We start from the raw sequence: 16,467 nt of genomic DNA on the forward strand, positions 1-16,467 counted from the left end.
GCCGATGACCCTCCTCGATACCCGCGCCTCCGCCCTGGCCGACCGCTATGCTGCCATCCGCGACCGTACCGAGACGCTCGCCGCGCCGCTCTCGCCCGAGGACCAGACCGTCCAATCGATGCCGGATGCCAGCCCGACGAAGTGGCATCGGGCGCATGTCACCTGGTTCTTCGAGACCTTCCTGCTGTTGCCGCACCTGCCGGGCTACCGTCGCTTCCGCGAGGAGTTCGCCTTTCTCTTCAACTCCTATTACGAAGCCGCCGGTCCGCGCCTTGCCCGACCGAAGCGCGGGATGCTGACGAGGCCCTCCGCCGCCGAAGTCGGCGCCTACCGCGCCCATGTTGATGCCGCCATGGCCCGGCTGCTGGACAAGCCGCCGGCCGAGACCCTGCCGTTGGTCGAGCTTGGCCTCCAGCACGAGCAGCAGCATCAGGAGCTGCTGCTGACCGACATCCTGCACGCGCTGTCGCAGAATCCGCTGCTGCCGGCCTACGACACGGGCTGGCGGGAACCCGCCGCCGCCTCCGGCCCGGCCCGCATGCTCGACGGGTCGGAGGGTATCCATGAGATCGGCAGCACCGGCGGGGGCTTCGCCTTCGACAACGAGACGCCGCGTCACAAGGTTTGGCTCGATCCACACCGCATCGCCGATCGATTGGTGAGCAACGGCGAGTGGCTGGATTTCATGGCAGACGGCGGCTACCGCACCGCGACGCTCTGGATGAGCGAAGGCTGGGCCCGTGCCCAGGCCGAGGCGTGGCAGGCACCCTTCTACTGGCACCGGCGGGAGGGCGGCTGGAGCCAGTTCACCCTCGCCGGCGTTCATCCGGTCGATCCTGCCGCCCCGGTTCGCCACATCTCCTGGTACGAGGCGGAAGCTTATGCCCGCTGGGCCGGCCGCCGCCTGCCCACCGAGGTGGAATGGGAGGCGGCTTGCGGCCTGCCCGGCCTGCAGCAGGTTGCCGACACCGCCTGGCAGTGGACCGGCAGCGCCTATCGTCCCTATCCGGGCTTCCGCCCTTGGGAGGGTGCCGTTGGCGAGTACAACGGCAAGTTCATGATCGGCCAGATGGTGCTGCGTGGCGGCTCGCTCGCCACACCGCCGGGCCATGCAAGGCCCGGCTACCGCAATTTCTTCCCGCCCGAGGCGCGATGGCAGTTCACCGGCCTTCGGCTTGCGGAGGATGCGGCGTGAGCGCGGCGATGGATGCCCCGGCGGGGCAGCGCGCCGCCCTCATCGCCGATGCGCTGGCCGGCCTCACTGCGCCGCGCAAGACGCTGCCCTGCAAGTGGCTCTACGACGCCGAAGGCTGCCAGCTCTTCGAGGCCATCACCCGCCTGCCGGAGTACTACCCGACGCGGACGGAGGTCCGAATCCTGACCGAGGAGGCAGCCTCCATCGCCGAAGCGGTCGGGCCCGGCCGTGCCGTTGTCGAATTCGGGCCGGGCGACGGCGCCAAGGCGGCGCTGCTGCTCGCCGGCCTCGACCGGCCTGCCGCCTATGTTCCGGTCGATATCGCCCCGGAATGGCTGGAGGAGGCGGCGAGCCGGGTAGCCCTCGCGCGGCCTGGCCTGCCGGTGCTGCCGGTCGTGGCTGATTTCACCATGCCGTTCGCCCTGCCGAAGCGGCTCGGCGCGGCGCCGCGGCTCGGCTTCTTCCCCGGCTCCACCATCGGTAATTTCGAGCCCGAAGGAGCCGTTGCCTTCCTTTGCCGGGCGCGGATGACGCTGGGGGCGGGTGCGCGGCTGCTGCTCGGGGCCGATCTGGTGAAGGCGCCCGCCGTGCTGGAAGCCGCCTATGATGATGCGCAGGGCGTCACGGCCGCCTTCGATCTCAACCTCCTGCATCGGCTGAACCGTGAGGCAGGGGCGGATTTCGACATCGGCGCCTTCCGCCACCGCGCCGTCTGGAACGCGGCGCTGGAGCGGATCGAGATGCATCTGGTCGCCGAGCGGGCGCAGACGGTCCGGCTCGCCGGCCGCACCATCCGCTTCGCCGAGGGCGAGACCATCCATACCGAGAGCAGCCACAAGTACCGGCCGGAGCGCCTCGCCAACTTGGCCGCCTCCGCTGGCTGGCGCATAAGCCGCCACTGGACGGATGCGAAGGGGCTCTTCTCGGTATGGCTGCTGGACGCATAGGGACCGAGATCGCCAGCCATCGCGGCGGGGCGATCCTTTGGCCGGAGAACAGCCTTCTTGCCTTCCGCCAGGCGCTTTCCCTGCCGGCGGAGCAACTCGAGATCGACGTCCATCTCACCGCCGATGGCGAGGTCGCGGTCATTCATGACGCGACGCTCGACCGCACCACCGACGGCACCGGGCCGGTTCGTGCCCAGCCCATGGCGGCGCTGCGCCGACTGAGGCTCAAGGGCACGGATGGGGAAGGGGTGCCAGGCCTCGCCGAGGTCGTGGCGCTGGTGAAGCAGGCGGGACGCGTCCTCCGCCTCGAGATCAAGGCGGATGGTACCGGGCGCCCCTATCCTGGACTCGTGCCTGCCTGTCTCGCCGTGCTCGATGCCGGTGGAATTCGGGGCCGCACCGTGCTGATGAGCTTCGAGCCGATGACCGTTGCCGCCGCGGCGGCCGCCGGCGGCTTCCAGCGGCTGGTGCTGCTGATGGGCAGCCGGCCCTGGCACGGCATGGGGCCGGAGGGCGCCATCGCCCTCGCCCGCGCCTGCCATGCGGAGGAACTCGGCCTCACCATCGCCGACTGGGACGAGGCCTCGGTCGCCGCACTCCGCGACGCCGGGCTCGGGGTCAGCGCCTGGGGCACGAATGACGAATCCAGCATTCGACGCGGCTTCGCCCTCGGCATGGACGCCATAGCCACCGACGACCCGCCGCTCGCGCTCCGGCTTCGGGGCTGATAACGCATAAGGAACGGCCTGAAAGCCGCAGCCTCCCTTGCATCCGGCGCGCCGCGCGGCCATACCTAGCCGCAACGACGGCGCCATCAGGGACGCAACGGGGAGAACGATCCGGGTGACAGATTCCATCCTGGAAACCGAGGGGCTGACGAAGGAATTCCGGGGATTCGTCGCCGTCAACGGCGTCTCCCTGAAGGTCCGGCGCGGCAGCATCCATGGGCTGATCGGGCCGAACGGTGCCGGCAAGACCACCTGCTTCAACCTGCTAACCAAATTCCTCCAGCCGACCCGCGGGACGATCCGCTACGACGGCCGTGACATCACCGGCATGAAGCCGGCCGAGGTCGCGCGCCTCGGCCTGGTGCGGAGCTTCCAGATTTCGGCCGTCTTCCCGCATCTCTCGGTGCTGGAGAATGTGCGGGTGGCGCTGCAGCGGCAGCGCGGCGGCAGCTTCGACTTCTGGCGCTCGGAGGGGCTGCTGCGGCAGTTCGATGACCGCGCCATGGCGCTGCTCGAGGATGTTGGCCTGACCGGCTATGCACGTCTTCAGGCGGGCGAGCTGCCCTATGGCCGCAAGCGCGCCCTCGAGATCGCAACGACGATGGCCATGGACCCGGCGATGATGCTGCTCGACGAGCCTACAGCCGGGATGACGCATGAGGACGTGGACCGCATCGTGGCGCTGGTGAAGCGCGTTTCCGCCGGCCGCACCGTGCTGCTGGTCGAGCACAACCTGAAGGTCGTCTCCGGCCTCTGCGACCGCATCACTGTGCTCGCGCGCGGCAGCGTCCTCGCCGAGGGCGACTATGCCGAGGTGTCGCGCAATCCCGACGTGATCGCCGCCTATCTCGGCACCGAAGCTTCCCCGGAAGGAGCGATGGCCCATGGCTGAGACCCTGGAACGCGCCCGTCCCGGCAGCGCCGGCGCGCCGCTGCTCGAGGTCCGCAAGCTCGAGGCCTGGTACGGCGAGAGCCACGTCCTGCACGGCGTCGATATCGACGTGAACCCAGGCGAGGTGGTGACGCTGCTCGGCCGCAACGGCGCCGGCAAGACGTCGACGCTCCGCGCGATCATGGGCCTCACCGGCCGGCGCGCGGGCAGCATCCGCTTCGAGGGACGGGAGACGATCAACCTCCGCTCCGACATCATCGGCCGCGCCGGCATCGGCTATTGCCCGGAGGAGCGCGGCATCTTCGCCAGCCTCAACGTCACCGAGAACCTGATGCTGCCGCCCGTGGTCAAGCCAGGCGGGCTTGACCTGGGCACGATCTACAAGCTCTTCCCGAACCTGAAGGAGCGGGCGAACAGCCAGGGCACCAAGCTCTCGGGCGGCGAGCAGCAGATGCTGGCCATCGCCCGCATCCTTCGCACCGGCGCCAACCTGCTGCTGCTCGACGAGCCGACCGAGGGCCTCGCCCCGGTCATCGTCCAGCAGATCGGCGCCATGATTCGCGAGATCAAGGCGCGCGGCTTCACCGTGCTGCTAGTCGAGCAGAATTTCCGCTTCGCCCAGACCGTCGCGGACCGCCACTACGTGATGGAGCATGGCCGCGTCGTTGACATGGTCCGCAACGATGAGCTGAACGCCTCGCTCGGCCGGCTGCACGAATATCTCGGTGTCTGACCCCGCCTTCCAGGAGCCCGACCATCATGTCGCTTGACCGCCGCACTCTGCTGACCGGCGCCGCTGCCGCCCCCTTCGCCTTTGCGCGGGCGGGGCATGCCCAAGGGACGCCGACGCTGAAGATCGGCGTGCTGAACGACCAGTCCGGCGTCTACCGCGACATCTCCGGCCCGACCTCGGTTGCCTGCGTACGCCAGGCGATTCAGGATTTCGGCAGCCGCGGCTTCAATGTCGAGGTCGTCGTCGGCGACCACCAGAACAAGCCCGATGTCGGCAGTAACATCGCGCGGCAATGGATGGACCGCGACGGCGTCGACGTCATCGTCGATGTGCCGAACAGCGCGGTCGGCCTCGCGGTTGCAGGCGTGGTGCGCGAGAAGAACAAGGTCTACCTGAACTCGACCTCGGCGACGGCGGACCTGACCGGTGCGCAATGCTCGCCGAACACGGTCCACTGGACCTACGACACCTACATGCTGGCCAAGTCCACCGGCGGCGCCATGGTGAAAGCGGGCGGCGATACCTGGTTCTTCCTCACCGCGGACTATGCCTTCGGCCATGCGCTGGAGCGGGACACGACCAACTTCGTCAAGTCGGCGGGCGGCCGCGTCGTCGGCGGCGTGCGGCATCCGCTGAGCAACACCGACTACTCCTCCTTCCTCGTGCAGGCGCAGAGCTCGCGCGCCAAGGTCATCGGCCTGGCCAATGCGGGGACGGATACCGTCAATACGGTGAAGCAGGCGGCCGAGTTCGGCATCACCCGGCGCGGCACCAAGATCGCCGTGCTGCTGATGTTCCTGAACGACGTGCATGCGCTGGGGCTCCAGGCGGCGCAGGGGCTGGTGCTGACCGAGACCTTCTACTGGGATCTCAACGACCGCACCCGCGCCTTCACCAACCGGGTGAAGCCGCAGTTGGCGGGGTCGATGCCCGCCATGTCGCATGCCGGCTGCTACAGCGCCGTACTGCACTACTTGAAGACCGCGGCCGATATGGGCGCGGCGCAGGCGAAGCAGGATGGCGCGGCGACCGTCACCCGGATGAAGGCGATGCCGACGGATGACGACTGCTTCGGCGCGGGGCGCATCCGCGAGGACGGGCGCAAGCTGCACCCGGCCCATCTCTTCGAGGTGAAGGCGCCGGGCGAGAGCAAGGGCGCCTGGGACTACTACAAGCTGCTGCAGACGACGCCGGCGGAGGAAGCCTTCCGCCCGGTCGGCGAGGGCAGCTGCCCGCTCGTCCGCAGCTAGACGACAGACCATGGGAGACCGGGCGGCCATGCATCGCCCGGCCCCGTAAAACTGGGAGACGGACATGACGATCACGAGGAGAGGGCTGCTCGCAACCGGCGCCATGGCCACGGCGGCAACATCGCTGCCGCGGCTGACGCGCGCCCAGGCGGCGAATACCATCCGCATCGGCGTGCTGAACGACATGTCCGGCACCTACAAGGATAATACCGGCCCCGGCTCCGTCGCCTGCGCGCAGCAGGCGATCGCGGAGTTCGGCCAACAGGGCTTCAATGTCGAGCTGATCTTCGCCGATCACCAGAACAAGCCGGATGTCGGGGTGAACCTGGCACGGCAGTGGTACGACCAGGGCGTCGACATGATCCTCGACGTGCCGACCAGTTCGGTCGGCCTCGCGGTGAACAACGTCGCCCGCGAAAAGAACAAAGTGAACATCAACTGCGGCTCGGCGACCTCGGACCTGACCGGGGCGCAGTGTGCGCCGACCATGGTCCATTGGTCCTACGACACCTACATGCTGTCGAAGTCGACCGGCGGTGCCATGGTGAAGGCGGGCGGCGATACCTGGTTCTTCATCACCGCCGACTACGCCTTCGGCCATGCGCTGGAGCGGGACACCAGCAATTTCGTCAGGGCCTCGGGCGGCCGCGTTCTCGGCGCGGTACGGACGCCTTTCCCGTCCACGACGGACTTCTCCTCCTTCCTCGTCCAGGCGCAGAGCTCGCGGGCCAAGGTGATCGGCTTCGCCAATGCGGGGTCGGACACCATCAACTGCGTGAAGCAGGCGGCCGAGTTCGGTATCACCAAGCGGGGCACCAAGCTCGCGGCGATGCTGATGTTCATCACCGACGTGCATTCCATCGGCCTCGAGACGGGGCAGGGCTTGGTCTGCACCGAGAGCTTCTACTGGGACCTCAACGACCGCACCCGCGCCTTCACCCAGCGCGTGCTGCCGAAGATGCCGAACCTCTACCCCAACCAGATCCATGCCGGCTGCTACTCGGCGACGCTGCACTACCTGCGCGCCGTGCAGGCGATGGGCGTCGCCGCGGCCAAGGCTTCGGGCACCGAGGTGGTCAACCGGATGAAGGCGATGCCGACCGAGGACGATGCCTTCGGGGCAGGGTCCATCCGCGCCGATGGGCGAAAGATCTGCCCCTCCTACCTGCTCGAGGTGAAGTCCCCGGCGGAGTCGAAGCGCCCCTGGGACTACTACAAGGTCCTGCAATCCACTCCGGCCGGCGAGGCCTTCCGCCCGTTGAACGAAGGCGGCTGCCCGCTGGTGCGTAGCTGACAAGGAAGCGAGAGAAAGCGATGACCCCGACCCGCCGCAGCCTGCTGACCGCCACGGTCGGCGCCACGCTGATGCCCGCCCTGCCGCGCCTCGGCCGGGCGCAGGCCGCCAACACCATCCGCATCGGTGTGCTGAACGATCAATCCGGCGCCTACCGGGACATCTCCGGCCCCTACGGCATCGAATGCACCAGGCAGGCGGTGCAGGAATTCGGCAACAAGGGCTTCGCCGTGGAGGTGATCGCCGCCGACCACCAGAACAAGCCGGATGTCGGCGCCAATATCGCGCGCCAATGGTACGACCAGGGCGTCGACCTCATCCTCGACGTCCCCACCAGCTCGGTCGGGCTCGCGGTGAACAATGTCGCGCGCGAGAAGAACAAGGCCTACATCAACACCGGCTCGGCGACCTCCGACCTCACAGGAGCGCAGTGCGGCCCGACCACGGTGCACTGGATGTACGACACCTACATGCTGGCGAAGTCAACCGGCGGCGCCATGGTGAAGGCGGGTGGCGACAGCTGGTTCTTCATCACCGCCGACTATGCCTTCGGCCATGCGCTGGAGCGCGACACCACGGCCTTCGTCAGGGCGGCCGGCGGCAAGGTGAACGGCAGCGTCAAGTATCCCTTCCCGGCGACCTCGGACTTCTCCTCCTTCCTCGTCCAGGCCCAGGCCTCGCGGGCCAAGGTCATCGGCCTCGCCAATGCCGGCGCGGACACGGTGAACAGCATCAAGCAGGCGGCGGAATTCGGCATCACCCGGCGCGGGGTAAAGCTGGCGGCGCTGCTGATGTTCCTGCCCGACGTGCATGCCATCGGCCTGCAGACGGCGCAGGGGCTGGTGCTGACCGAGAGCTTCTACTGGGGCCTCAATGACCGCACCCGCGCAGTGACGGAGCGGTTGCGCCCACGTCTCAAGGATGTGAAGCCGAACATGGCCTCCATCGCCAACTACTCCTGCACGCTGCACTTCCTGAAGGCGGTGGCGGATATGGGTGTGGCCGCAGCCAAGGCTTCCGGCACCGAGATCGTCAACCGCATGAAGGCGATGCCCTGCGACGACGACGCCTTCGGCCCCGGCACCATCCGCGCGGATGGGCGGAAGCTCTGCCCCTCCTACCTGTTCGAGGTGAAGTCGCCGGCCGAAAGCAAGGCGCCGTGGGACTACTACAAGCTGCTTCAAACCACCCCGGCCGAGGAAGCCTTCCGTCCGCTCAACGAGGGTGGCTGCCCCCTCGTGCGGAGCTGAGGGCGATGCCGCTGCACCGCCGGGATGTATTGCTGGCCGGCAGCGGCCTTGCCTTGGCCGGCGGCCGGGCGAGGGCGCAGGGTGGGCCCTTGCGCCTCGGCGTCCTCACCGACATGTCCGGCCCCTACCGCGACCTGACGGGCCCCGGCAGCTTCGCCGGCGCCCGGCAGGCGGCGGAGGAGTTCTCCGCGGCGACCGGCATGGCGGTCGAGGTGATCGTCGGCGACCACCAGAACAAGCCGGATGTCGGTGCCAACATTGCCCGGCAGTGGTTTGATCGCGAGGGCGTCGAGGCGCTCGTCGACCTGCCGAACAGCGCCGTGGCGCTGGCCGTCTCCGGCATCGCGCGGGAGAAGAACAAGGTGGTGCTCGGCTCGGGCGTCGGCTCCACCGTCTTCACCGGCGCGCAATGCAGCCCGAACAGCATCCAGTTCACCTACGACACCTACATGCTCGCCAAGGGCACCGGTGACGCGCTGGTGAAGCAGGGCGCCGATAGCTGGTTCTTCATCACGGCCGACTACGCCTTCGGCCATGCGCTGCAGGCCGATACCTCGCGCTTCGTCGAGGCGGCGGGCGGCAAGGTGCTCGGCGCCACGCGCTATCCCTTCCCGGCGACGACGGATTTCTCCTCCTTCCTGCTCCAGGCGCAGAGTTCGCGCGCCAAGGTCATCGGCCTCGCCAATGCCGGGGCGGACCTCATCAACTGCATCAAGCAGGCGCGGGAATTCGGCCTGCTGCGGAGCGGGGTGAAGCTCGCCTGCCTGCTGATGACGGTCGTCGACAGCATCGCCCTCGGCCTGCCCGAGGCGCAGGGGCTGCTGATGACCGAAAGCTTCTACTGGGACCTCAACGACCGCACGCGCGCCTTCGCCGAGCGGGTGAAGGGCAAGCGGCAGGGCGCCGTGGTCCATGCCTCCTGCGCCGGCTGCTATGGCGTCACGCTGCACTACCTGAAGGCGGTGAAGGACCTTGGCCTCGAGCGCGCCCGCGCCTCCGGCCTCGAGGTCGTCAACCGCATGAAGGCGATGCCGACCGATGACGACGCCTTCGGCCCGGGGCGCATCCGCGAGGATGGACGCAAGCTGACGCCCGGCTATCTTTTCCAGGTGAAGTCCCCGGCCGAGAGCCGTGGCCCCTTCGACGTGCATAAACTGGTCGCCACCACCCCGGCCGAGGAGGCCGCCCGCCCGCTCGCCGAAGGCGGCTGCCCCTTCGTTCGAACTTAAGGACTCCCACGCCGCATGGACGACATCTTCGGCATCCCCGCACCGCTGCTCTTCGGGCAGCTGCTGCTCGGCCTCATCAACGGCGCCTTCTATGCGATGATGTCGCTGGGGCTGGCGGTGATCTTCGGGCTGCTCAACATCATCAATTTCACCCATGGCGCGCAGTTCATGATGGGCGCCTTCGCGGCCTGGATGCTGCTCGAATGGGCCGGGCTGAACTACTGGTGGGCACTGCTGCTGGTGCCCATCATCATCGGCTTCACCGGCGTGGTGCTGGAGCGGCTGATGATCAGCCGGCTCTACAAGCTTGACCACCTCTACGGCCTGCTGCTGACCTTCGGCCTCGGGCTCATCATCGAGGGCGTGTTCCGCAACCAGTTCGGCTCCTCCGGCCTGCCCTACCGCATCCCGCCCGAGCTTCAGGGCGCCTGGGACCTCGGCTTCATGTTTCTGCCGATCTATCGCGGCTGGGTGGTGATCGCGGCCCTCGTCCTCTGTCTCGCCACTTGGCTGCTGATCGAGAAGACGCGGCTCGGCGCCTATCTCCGCGCGGCGACGGAGAATGCGCCGCTGGTCCAGGCCTTCGGCGTCAACGTCCCCCGCATGGTGACGCTGACCTACGGCTTCGGCGTGGCGCTGGCGGCCATCGGCGGGGTGCTGGCGGCGCCGATCTATTCGGTGAACCCGCAGATGGGCACCAACCTGATCATCGTCGTCTTCGCCGTGGTGGTGATCGGGGGGATGGGCTCCATCTTGGGGTCCATCATCACCGGCTTCGGCCTCGGCATCGTCGAGGGGCTGACCAAGGTCTTCTACCCGGAGGCCTCGGCGACCGTCATCTTCGTCATCATGGCGATCGTGCTGCTGGCACGGCCCGCCGGCCTGTTCGGGAGGGCCTGACATGGCCGAATCCACCGCCATCACTGCCAACTCGATCCCGGCCCCCGCGGCCGAGGATCACGGCATCTGGGGCTTCTCGCGGGCGCAGTTCGGCGCGCTCGGGGTGATGCTGGCCGTGCTCGCCATTGGGCCCTTCCTGCTCTACCCCGTCTTCCTGATGAAGCTGCTCTGCTTCGCCCTCTTCGCCTGCGCCTTCAACCTGCTGATCGGCTATGTCGGGCTTCTCTCCTTCGGCCATGCCGCCTATTTCGGCATGGGCGGCTACCTTGCCGGCCATGCGGCGAAGGTCTGGGGGCTGACGCCGGAACTGGCCATCATCGTGGGCGGCGCGACGGCTGCGCTGCTCGGCGCCGTCGCCGGCTGGGTGGCGATCCGCCGCCAGGGCATCTACTTTGCCATGATCACCCTGGCGCTGGCGCAGATGATCTACTTCCTCTGTGTGCAGCTGCCCTTCACCGGGGGCGAGGACGGCATCCAGGCCATCCCGCGCGGCAGCCTGTTCGGCGTCATCCCGCTCGACCGGGACCTGACGCTCTACTGGGTCGTCGCCGGCATCTTCCTGCTGGGCTTCCTGATGATCCACCGCATCATCCACTCGCCCTACGGCATGGTGCTGAAGTCGATCCGCGAGAACGAGCCCCGGGCGATCTCGCTCGGTTACCGGACGGACGACTACAAGCTGCTCGCCTTCATCCTCTCCGCCGGGCTCGCCGGCGTGGCGGGAGCGACCAAGTCGATCGTCTTCGGCATCGCCACGCTGACAGACGTGCACTGGTCGATGTCGGGCGAGGTGGTGCTGATGACGCTGGTGGGCGGCCTCGGCACCGTCTTCGGCCCGGTGGTCGGCGCTGCGGTCATCGTGACGATGCAGAACTACCTGGCCGAGCTCGGCGCCTGGGTGACGGTGATCCAGGGCGTGATCTTCGTCATCTGCGTGCTGGCCTTCCGCCGCGGCATCGTCGGCGAGATCGGCAACTGGCTGAAGGTGAAGCTGTAAGCGGGGGGAGGGGGCCGAACGGCCCCCTTCCGTCAGCCTTCCTTGAAGAAGGGCTCGACCGTTCCCTTCAGCTTGATGGTCATCGGGTTGCCCTTGCGGTCGAGCGTCTTGCCGACCGCGACCCGCACCCAGCCCTCGCTAACGCAGTATTCCTCCACATTCGTCTTCTCCGCGCCGTTGAAGCGGATGCCGATGCCGCGCGAGAGCAGCTCGGCATCGTGGAAGGGGCTGCGGGGGTCGGTCGCCAGGCGGTCCGGCAGGGTTTCGGTCATGGCCTGTCCTTCGGGCATGTCTTGCATGGCGCGGTCATAGCCAGACCGCGCCGCGCCGCCAACCGCTTCAGGCCGCCAGCTCCCGGCTCCGGTCCCAGAGATTGGGCACCGCCTTGTTGTGATAGCCCGAGATGAAGGGCCGCGCCGCCCCCGTCGCCGGGTCGAAGACGCTGCGGGCGATGGCGCCGATATTGCCGCCATAGCAGTGGATGCTGATGCTCACGCGGTTGGCGAAGGCATTCTCCACCACATGGATGTCGTAGGTATCGGCCGAAACCGGCACCACCTCGCCCGGCCGCAGCCGGTCCACCTGGCCCGGGCGCATCGGCCCGCCGGCCGGGTCCGGACGCATCTCGGTCGAAACCTCCTCGCCCCGCAGCATGCCGACCAGGCCCCAGACGGTGTGGTTATGGACCGGTGTGCGCTGCCCCGGCCCCCAGACGAAGCTGACGACGCAGAAGCGCTCCGCCGGATCGCAATGCAGCAGGTATTGCCGGTAGGTCGGCCCGGCCTCAGCCATCTCGGCCGGCAGCCAATCATCATGGGCGACGAGGCCGCGCATCAGGTCGGCGCCCTCGTTCAGCCATTTGCGTTCATCGGCATGGGCATCGGCCAGCCGGGTCATGGCCTGGATGAAGCCTCGCAGCCTGATCAGTCCTGACATGTCAGTCCCTCCCTCAGGCATGGGAGCTTATCCCGGCTGCGCCGCATTGGAACGGGTTTCCGTGACGATGCGTTTTCAGGCCAGCAGGAAGGAGGCGCCGATGAGCGCGGAATTGTTGGTCCTCGCCGATGACGGCACCATCCCGAACAACCCGCGCCTGCCCGTACTGCTGTACCGTGGCGTAGTGCCGGCGGGCGGGCCTGAGGCGGCCGAGGCGCTCTTTGCCCGGCATGGCTGGCCGCCCGCCTGGCGCAACGGCATCTACCCCTATCACCACTACCACCCGAATGCGCATGAGGCGCTGGCCATCGCCCGGGGCCGGGTGCGGGTGATGCTTGGCGGGGAGGGGGGCCAGGCGCTCGACCTCGAAGCGGGCGACGTGGTGGTGCTGCCGGCCGGCACCGGGCATCGCAACCTCGGCGCCAGCCCGGATCTGCTGGTGGTCGGCGCCTATCCGCCGGGGCAGGCGCCCGAGGAATATCGCGGCCAGCCGGGCGAGCATGGCAGGGCCATTGCCGCCATCCCCGCTGTGCCCGATCCGCCGGGCGAGCCCGTCACCGGCGCCCCCTGGCCGCTGTGAGCACGTCGTGACAGGCTCGCCATTGGTGGAGGAGCCTGCCATGACCGAACTCTTCGAGATCCTGCACAGCACCCGCGCCATGCGCCGGCTGAAGCCGGACCCGCTGCCGGATGCACTGATCGCCAAGATCCTTCGTGCCGGCGCCTCTGCAGCGAATGGCGGCAACACCCAGCGCTGGCGCTTCCTGGTGGTGAAGGACCCCGCGATCAAGCAGGCGGTGCAGCAGTGGTACAAGCGCGCCTATGACGAGGTGATCGGCCCGCGCTATGCCGGCAGCGCACCGCCGCCCGGCACCACGGCGGAGCGCTATGCAAGGCAGCATGCCGCGGTCGAGTACCTGACAGAGCATTTCCACGAGGCGCCGGTCTGGATCGTCGCCTGCATCGCCGAGGAAAAGCCGACGCGGTGGTCCGGCGCCTCGATCTACCCGGCGGTGCAGAACATGCTGCTGGCGGCACGGGCGCTCGGCCTGGGTGCGACGCTGACGACGCGGCATCTGCTTTATGAGAAGGAAGCGGAGGCGGCGCTCGGCCTGCCTCCGGGCGTGCATTCCTATGCGATCCTGCCCATCGGCTATCCGATGGGCCGTTTCGGGCCGGTCGGCCGCGGCCCGCTCCGGGACATCACCTTTCTCGACCGCTGGGGCGAGACCTGGGACATCCCGGAGGAAGGGTGACGCCGCCTATCCGGCGACGAGCACCACGCGGCCGGTGATCTTGCCCTCCTTCAGCCGGTGCAGCACGGCATCGGCATTGCGTTGCGGCTGGTTCTCGACCGGGATCGGCGGGATCTGGCCCTGCTTGGCGATGTCGATGAGCGCCCGCAGCTCCTTGACGTTGCCGACATAGCTGCCCTGGACGGTGAGCGCCTTGATCGGCATGAGCGGCAGCGGGATGTTCATCTCGCCGCCGAACAGCCCGACCTGGACCAGCTTGCCGCCCTTGCGCAGCGCATCGAAGGCGAAGCGCGCGGTCTGGGTGCCGTTCACCAGGTCGACCACACCCGCGACCGGGCCGCCGCAGGCCTCGATGATGCGCTGGGTGGTGTCCTCGCCCGAGGCGAGCACGGTGTCGCTGGCGCCCTGCTTCTTAGCCGCTGCCAGCTTGTCCTCGGCGACATCGACGACGCAGATGCGGCGATGGCCGAGCGCCTTCAGGATGGCGATGGCGTTCAAACCGAGACCGCCGGCGCCGACCAGCACCACCGGCTCGTCCGGCTCCAGCGGCAGCAGCTTGTTGACCGCCGAATAGACGGTGACGCCGGAGCAGGCATAGGTCGCGGCGAGCGAGGGGTCGACGCCCTCGATGTCGATCAGGTGCTTCACATGCGTCGCCAGCACATGCGTGGCGTAGCCGCCGTTCTGGTAGACGCCAAGGCTGCGCCCGTTGAGGCACATATTCTCCTCGTCGCGCTGGCAGATGGCGCATTTGCCGCAGCCGACCCAGGGATAGACGACGCGGATATCGCCGACCTTGCTGCCCTGGCCCTCGGCCTCGGGCCCGAGCTTCACCACGCGGCCGACGATCTCATGCCCCATGGCGAGCGGCAGCTTCACGCCGCGATCGGTCAGCCGCATCTTGCCGCGGCTGCCGAGGTCGTACTCGCCCTCCCAGATATGCAGGTCGGAATGGCAGACGCCGGCATGCGTCACCTCGAGCAGCACCTCGGCGCCCTTGGGCTCGGGCGTCGGCATCTCGATTTCCTGCAACGGTTGTCCCGTCTCGACCACGGCCCAGGCGCGCATGAACTGTCCCTCCTTGTTCGTGCCGCCGATGGGACCGCGCCGCGCGCCGCCGGTCAAGCCGGGCGCGCGGCAACGGCCTCACATCGTCGGCGTTGCTCCGCGCAAAGGAGAAAGCGCATGAGCGAATTCCTGAGCCGCCTCGGCGGCGCAGCGCTGAACGACCTGAAGGGGACGCCCCTCGATGCCATCCTGAACCGGCTGATGGGCGGCCAAGCCGGCGCCTCCGGCCTCGAGGCCCTCGTCGAGCGGCTGCGCAGCGGCGGCCTCGCCGAGCAGGTCGCCTCCTGGGTCGGCACCGGCCCGAACCGACCCGTCTCGCCGCCCGAGCTCGAGCGCGCCCTCGGCGAGTCGGAGACCGGCGCGATCGCGCGCGAGGCCAATCTGGAGCGTCCGAACCTGCTGGAGATGCTGAGCCAGGCCCTGCCACGCCTGGTCGACGCGCTGACGCCGAATGGCGAGCTGCCGCGCGGCGAGGAGGGGGCGACCGCCCTGCCCGGCGCCGGCAATCTCACCGCCGGGATGCATAAGCCCGGCATCGGCGCGGGCGGCGAGGCGGGCATCGGCCGCTTCGGCCCCGCCCCAGCGGATGATGGCACCGCGCCGGCATCCGGCCAGGCATCCCCGCCGCTGCACAAAGGTTAGTCGGCGCGGATACTCCCCTGGCGGACGACACCGCGGTGGCGGCGGCGGCCAAGGCGAAGCCGGCGAGGGGCGCTCGGCGGCGCCTCAGTCGGGCCGGATGCCGTTCGCCCGGACGACGCGGCCCCAGGTCTCGATCTGCCGGTCGAGGAAGGCGGCGAAGTCGGCGGGCCCCTTCGGATCGACATCGACGCCGAGGGTGCCCGTCAGTCGCTCCTGAACGGCGGGCACCTTCAGCGCCTCGCGCAGCGCCGCCTCGAAGCGGGCGCGGATCGGCGCCGGTGTCCCCGCCGGGCCGAGCACGCCCCAGAAGGCCTCCGCCATCACCTTCACCCCAAGTTCCGTGAGGGTCGGCGCGTCGGGGGCGACGGTGGAGCGCTTCGCCCCGGTGCTGGCCAGCGGCCGGATCGCCTTGGCCTCGAGCTGGGGGACGAAGATCGTGCCCGTCGCGGTCGGCAGATCCACCTCGCCGGCGGAGGCGGCGACGCCGAGCGGCCCGCCGCCGCGATAGGGGACGTGGACGAGGCTGATCCCCGCCTCCTTCTCGACCAGCTTCATCGTCAGATGCGCCAGGGAGCCGTTGCCGATGGTGCCGTAGGTGATCGTCTCCGGCTTCGCCTTGGCTGCCGCCACCAGGGCGGGGAAGTCCCGCCAGGGTCGCGTATGGAAGGCGGTGATGACCATGGGCGAGGTGCCGATCAGCAGCACCGGCGCCAGGTCCCGCTGCGTGTCGAAGCCAAGATTGGGAATCAGCGCCGGGTTCACCGCATGGGTGTCGAAGACGAGGACCCAGCTGTTGCCGTCCGGCGCGGAGCGCGCCACGTCCCGCGTGCCGATCGCTCCCGAGGCCCCGGCCTTGTTCTCCACGACAACGGGCACGCCGAGCGCCGCCGAGAGATGCGGCTGCAGCAGGCGCGAGATGGCATCGACGCTGCCGCCCGGTGGGAAGGGGGCGACGAGGCGGACCGGCCCGCTGGGCCAGGCAGGCTGGGCAATGGCGGGCGCGGCGAGGACGAGCCCCGTGCCGAGCACGGTGCGGCGGGTCAGCATGGTTGGGACCTCCCTGTTTGCGCTTTTAGGCCGCGAAGCCGCCGCTGCGGTCAAGGCCGGCGATGGACGGCCGCCGCTCCCGCCCGCTAGCCTCGGCGGACAA

The 16,467-nt window shown here is 68.8% G+C and carries 18 protein-coding genes; 14 read left to right on the forward strand and 4 right to left on the reverse strand.

Annotated features, from left to right (window positions below; all coding sequences use genetic code 11):
- Nucleotides 1–4: 4 nt before the first annotated feature.
- The 11 genes from egtB to LH62_RS20630 all read left to right on the forward strand — a co-directional run bounded on the left by egtB (nucleotide 5) and on the right by LH62_RS20630 (nucleotide 11,415).
- Nucleotides 5–1,195, forward strand: coding sequence for an ergothioneine biosynthesis protein EgtB (gene egtB / locus LH62_RS20580; RefSeq protein ID WP_043363893.1), 1,191 nt, complete (start codon nucleotides 5–7; stop codon nucleotides 1,193–1,195).
- Nucleotides 1,192–2,142, forward strand: coding sequence for an L-histidine N(alpha)-methyltransferase (gene egtD / locus LH62_RS20585; RefSeq protein WP_201445557.1), 951 nt, complete (start codon nucleotides 1,192–1,194; stop codon nucleotides 2,140–2,142). Before egtB ends, egtD begins: the two co-directional genes overlap by 4 nt.
- Complete coding sequence (locus tag LH62_RS28605; RefSeq protein ID WP_052214749.1) at nucleotides 2,124–2,870, forward strand: glycerophosphodiester phosphodiesterase family protein; 747 nt, start codon at nucleotides 2,124–2,126, stop codon at nucleotides 2,868–2,870. Before egtD ends, LH62_RS28605 begins: the two co-directional genes overlap by 19 nt.
- 109 nt (nucleotides 2,871–2,979) lie before the next feature.
- Complete coding sequence (locus LH62_RS20595) at nucleotides 2,980–3,762, forward strand: ABC transporter ATP-binding protein (RefSeq protein ID WP_369796829.1); 783 nt, start codon at nucleotides 2,980–2,982, stop codon at nucleotides 3,760–3,762.
- The gene (locus LH62_RS20600) at nucleotides 3,755–4,495 is read left to right on the forward strand and encodes an ABC transporter ATP-binding protein (RefSeq protein ID WP_043363898.1); all 741 of its coding nucleotides are present in this window, start codon (nucleotides 3,755–3,757) and stop codon (nucleotides 4,493–4,495) included. Before LH62_RS20595 ends, LH62_RS20600 begins: the two co-directional genes overlap by 8 nt.
- A gap of 26 nt (nucleotides 4,496–4,521) precedes the next feature.
- Nucleotides 4,522–5,745: an ABC transporter substrate-binding protein gene (locus LH62_RS20605; protein WP_043363899.1), complete on the forward strand. Its 1,224-nt coding sequence runs from the start codon at nucleotides 4,522–4,524 to the stop codon at nucleotides 5,743–5,745.
- 64 nt (nucleotides 5,746–5,809) lie between these two features.
- Nucleotides 5,810–7,039, forward strand: coding sequence for an ABC transporter substrate-binding protein (locus LH62_RS20610; protein WP_043363900.1), 1,230 nt, complete (start codon nucleotides 5,810–5,812; stop codon nucleotides 7,037–7,039).
- Nucleotides 7,040–7,059: 20 nt separating this feature from the next.
- Nucleotides 7,060–8,289 (forward strand): ABC transporter substrate-binding protein, encoded by a 1,230-nt coding sequence (locus LH62_RS20615; protein WP_043363901.1) that lies wholly within the window; start codon nucleotides 7,060–7,062, stop codon nucleotides 8,287–8,289.
- 5 nt (nucleotides 8,290–8,294) lie between these two features.
- Nucleotides 8,295–9,518, forward strand: a complete 1,224-nt coding sequence (locus LH62_RS20620; RefSeq protein ID WP_043363902.1) for an ABC transporter substrate-binding protein — start codon at nucleotides 8,295–8,297, stop codon at nucleotides 9,516–9,518.
- A 15-nt stretch (nucleotides 9,519–9,533) separates the two neighbouring features.
- Nucleotides 9,534–10,418 carry a branched-chain amino acid ABC transporter permease gene (locus tag LH62_RS20625; RefSeq protein WP_043363904.1) on the forward strand — a complete coding sequence of 295 codons (885 nt, stop codon included), beginning with the start codon at nucleotides 9,534–9,536 and terminating at the stop codon, nucleotides 10,416–10,418.
- A gap of 1 nt (nucleotide 10,419) precedes the next feature.
- On the forward strand, nucleotides 10,420–11,415 hold the full coding sequence (locus LH62_RS20630) for a branched-chain amino acid ABC transporter permease (RefSeq protein ID WP_043363905.1): 996 nt from the start codon (nucleotides 10,420–10,422) through the stop codon (nucleotides 11,413–11,415).
- Between the two features lie 32 nt (nucleotides 11,416–11,447).
- Here LH62_RS20630 and LH62_RS20635 read toward each other — a convergent pair whose 3' ends face one another.
- Together LH62_RS20635 and LH62_RS20640 are read right to left on the reverse strand one after the other, a co-directional pair.
- A complete protein-coding gene (locus LH62_RS20635) occupies nucleotides 11,448–11,687 on the reverse strand; it encodes a DUF3297 family protein (protein WP_043363906.1) in 240 nt (79 codons plus the stop codon).
- Nucleotides 11,688–11,754: 67 nt separating this feature from the next.
- On the reverse strand, nucleotides 11,755–12,351 hold the full coding sequence (locus LH62_RS20640; RefSeq protein WP_043363907.1) for a cysteine dioxygenase: 597 nt from the start codon (nucleotides 12,349–12,351) through the stop codon (nucleotides 11,755–11,757).
- A 100-nt stretch (nucleotides 12,352–12,451) separates the two neighbouring features.
- Here LH62_RS20640 and LH62_RS20645 point away from each other — a divergent pair, with 100 nt between their 5' ends.
- Nucleotides 12,452–12,931 carry a cupin domain-containing protein gene (locus LH62_RS20645; RefSeq protein ID WP_043363909.1) on the forward strand — a complete coding sequence of 160 codons (480 nt, stop codon included), beginning with the start codon at nucleotides 12,452–12,454 and terminating at the stop codon, nucleotides 12,929–12,931.
- Nucleotides 12,932–12,971: 40 nt separating this feature from the next.
- Nucleotides 12,972–13,607 carry a nitroreductase family protein gene (locus LH62_RS20650; protein WP_043363910.1) on the forward strand — a complete coding sequence of 212 codons (636 nt, stop codon included), beginning with the start codon at nucleotides 12,972–12,974 and terminating at the stop codon, nucleotides 13,605–13,607.
- Between the two features lie 6 nt (nucleotides 13,608–13,613).
- Here the strand turns inward: LH62_RS20650 and LH62_RS20655 are convergent, their stop codons facing one another.
- Nucleotides 13,614–14,675 carry an alcohol dehydrogenase gene (locus tag LH62_RS20655; protein WP_043366274.1) on the reverse strand — a complete coding sequence of 354 codons (1,062 nt, stop codon included), beginning with the start codon at nucleotides 14,673–14,675 and terminating at the stop codon, nucleotides 13,614–13,616.
- Nucleotides 14,676–14,792: 117 nt separating this feature from the next.
- On the opposite strand from LH62_RS20655, the gene LH62_RS28610 reads away from it, so the two are divergent.
- Nucleotides 14,793–15,317, forward strand: a complete 525-nt coding sequence (locus tag LH62_RS28610; RefSeq protein WP_052214750.1) for a YidB family protein — start codon at nucleotides 14,793–14,795, stop codon at nucleotides 15,315–15,317.
- An 84-nt stretch (nucleotides 15,318–15,401) separates the two neighbouring features.
- Here LH62_RS28610 and LH62_RS20665 read toward each other — a convergent pair whose 3' ends face one another.
- Nucleotides 15,402–16,364, reverse strand: a complete 963-nt coding sequence (locus LH62_RS20665) for a tripartite tricarboxylate transporter substrate binding protein (protein WP_043363911.1) — start codon at nucleotides 16,362–16,364, stop codon at nucleotides 15,402–15,404.
- Between the last annotated feature and the right edge of the window lie 103 nt (nucleotides 16,365–16,467).

It is taken from the genome of Belnapia sp. F-4-1 (assembly GCF_000802185.1).
Lineage (GTDB): Bacteria > Pseudomonadota > Alphaproteobacteria > Acetobacterales > Acetobacteraceae > Belnapia.

Bases quoted from the DNA above. Each gene is read 5' to 3' on its own strand.
- egtB (WP_043363893.1), top strand. From the start codon at position 5: ATGACCCTCCTCGATACCCGCGCCTCCGCCCTGGCCGACCGCTATGCT.
- LH62_RS28605 (WP_052214749.1), top strand. From the start codon at position 2,124: ATGGCTGCTGGACGCATAGGGACCGAGATCGCCAGCCATCGCGGCGGG.
- LH62_RS20600 (WP_043363898.1), top strand. From the start codon at position 3,755: ATGGCTGAGACCCTGGAACGCGCCCGTCCCGGCAGCGCCGGCGCGCCG.
- LH62_RS20605 (WP_043363899.1), top strand. From the start codon at position 4,522: ATGTCGCTTGACCGCCGCACTCTGCTGACCGGCGCCGCTGCCGCCCCC.
- LH62_RS20610 (WP_043363900.1), top strand. From the start codon at position 5,810: ATGACGATCACGAGGAGAGGGCTGCTCGCAACCGGCGCCATGGCCACG.
- LH62_RS20615 (WP_043363901.1), top strand. From the start codon at position 7,060: ATGACCCCGACCCGCCGCAGCCTGCTGACCGCCACGGTCGGCGCCACG.
- LH62_RS20620 (WP_043363902.1), top strand. From the start codon at position 8,295: ATGCCGCTGCACCGCCGGGATGTATTGCTGGCCGGCAGCGGCCTTGCC.
- LH62_RS20625 (WP_043363904.1), top strand. From the start codon at position 9,534: ATGGACGACATCTTCGGCATCCCCGCACCGCTGCTCTTCGGGCAGCTG.
- LH62_RS20630 (WP_043363905.1), top strand. From the start codon at position 10,420: ATGGCCGAATCCACCGCCATCACTGCCAACTCGATCCCGGCCCCCGCG.
- LH62_RS20635 (WP_043363906.1), bottom strand. From the start codon at position 11,687: ATGACCGAAACCCTGCCGGACCGCCTGGCGACCGACCCCCGCAGCCCC.
- LH62_RS20640 (WP_043363907.1), bottom strand. From the start codon at position 12,351: ATGTCAGGACTGATCAGGCTGCGAGGCTTCATCCAGGCCATGACCCGG.
- LH62_RS20645 (WP_043363909.1), top strand. From the start codon at position 12,452: ATGAGCGCGGAATTGTTGGTCCTCGCCGATGACGGCACCATCCCGAAC.
- LH62_RS20650 (WP_043363910.1), top strand. From the start codon at position 12,972: ATGACCGAACTCTTCGAGATCCTGCACAGCACCCGCGCCATGCGCCGG.
- LH62_RS20655 (WP_043366274.1), bottom strand. From the start codon at position 14,675: ATGCGCGCCTGGGCCGTGGTCGAGACGGGACAACCGTTGCAGGAAATC.
- LH62_RS28610 (WP_052214750.1), top strand. From the start codon at position 14,793: ATGAGCGAATTCCTGAGCCGCCTCGGCGGCGCAGCGCTGAACGACCTG.
- LH62_RS20665 (WP_043363911.1), bottom strand. From the start codon at position 16,364: ATGCTGACCCGCCGCACCGTGCTCGGCACGGGGCTCGTCCTCGCCGCG.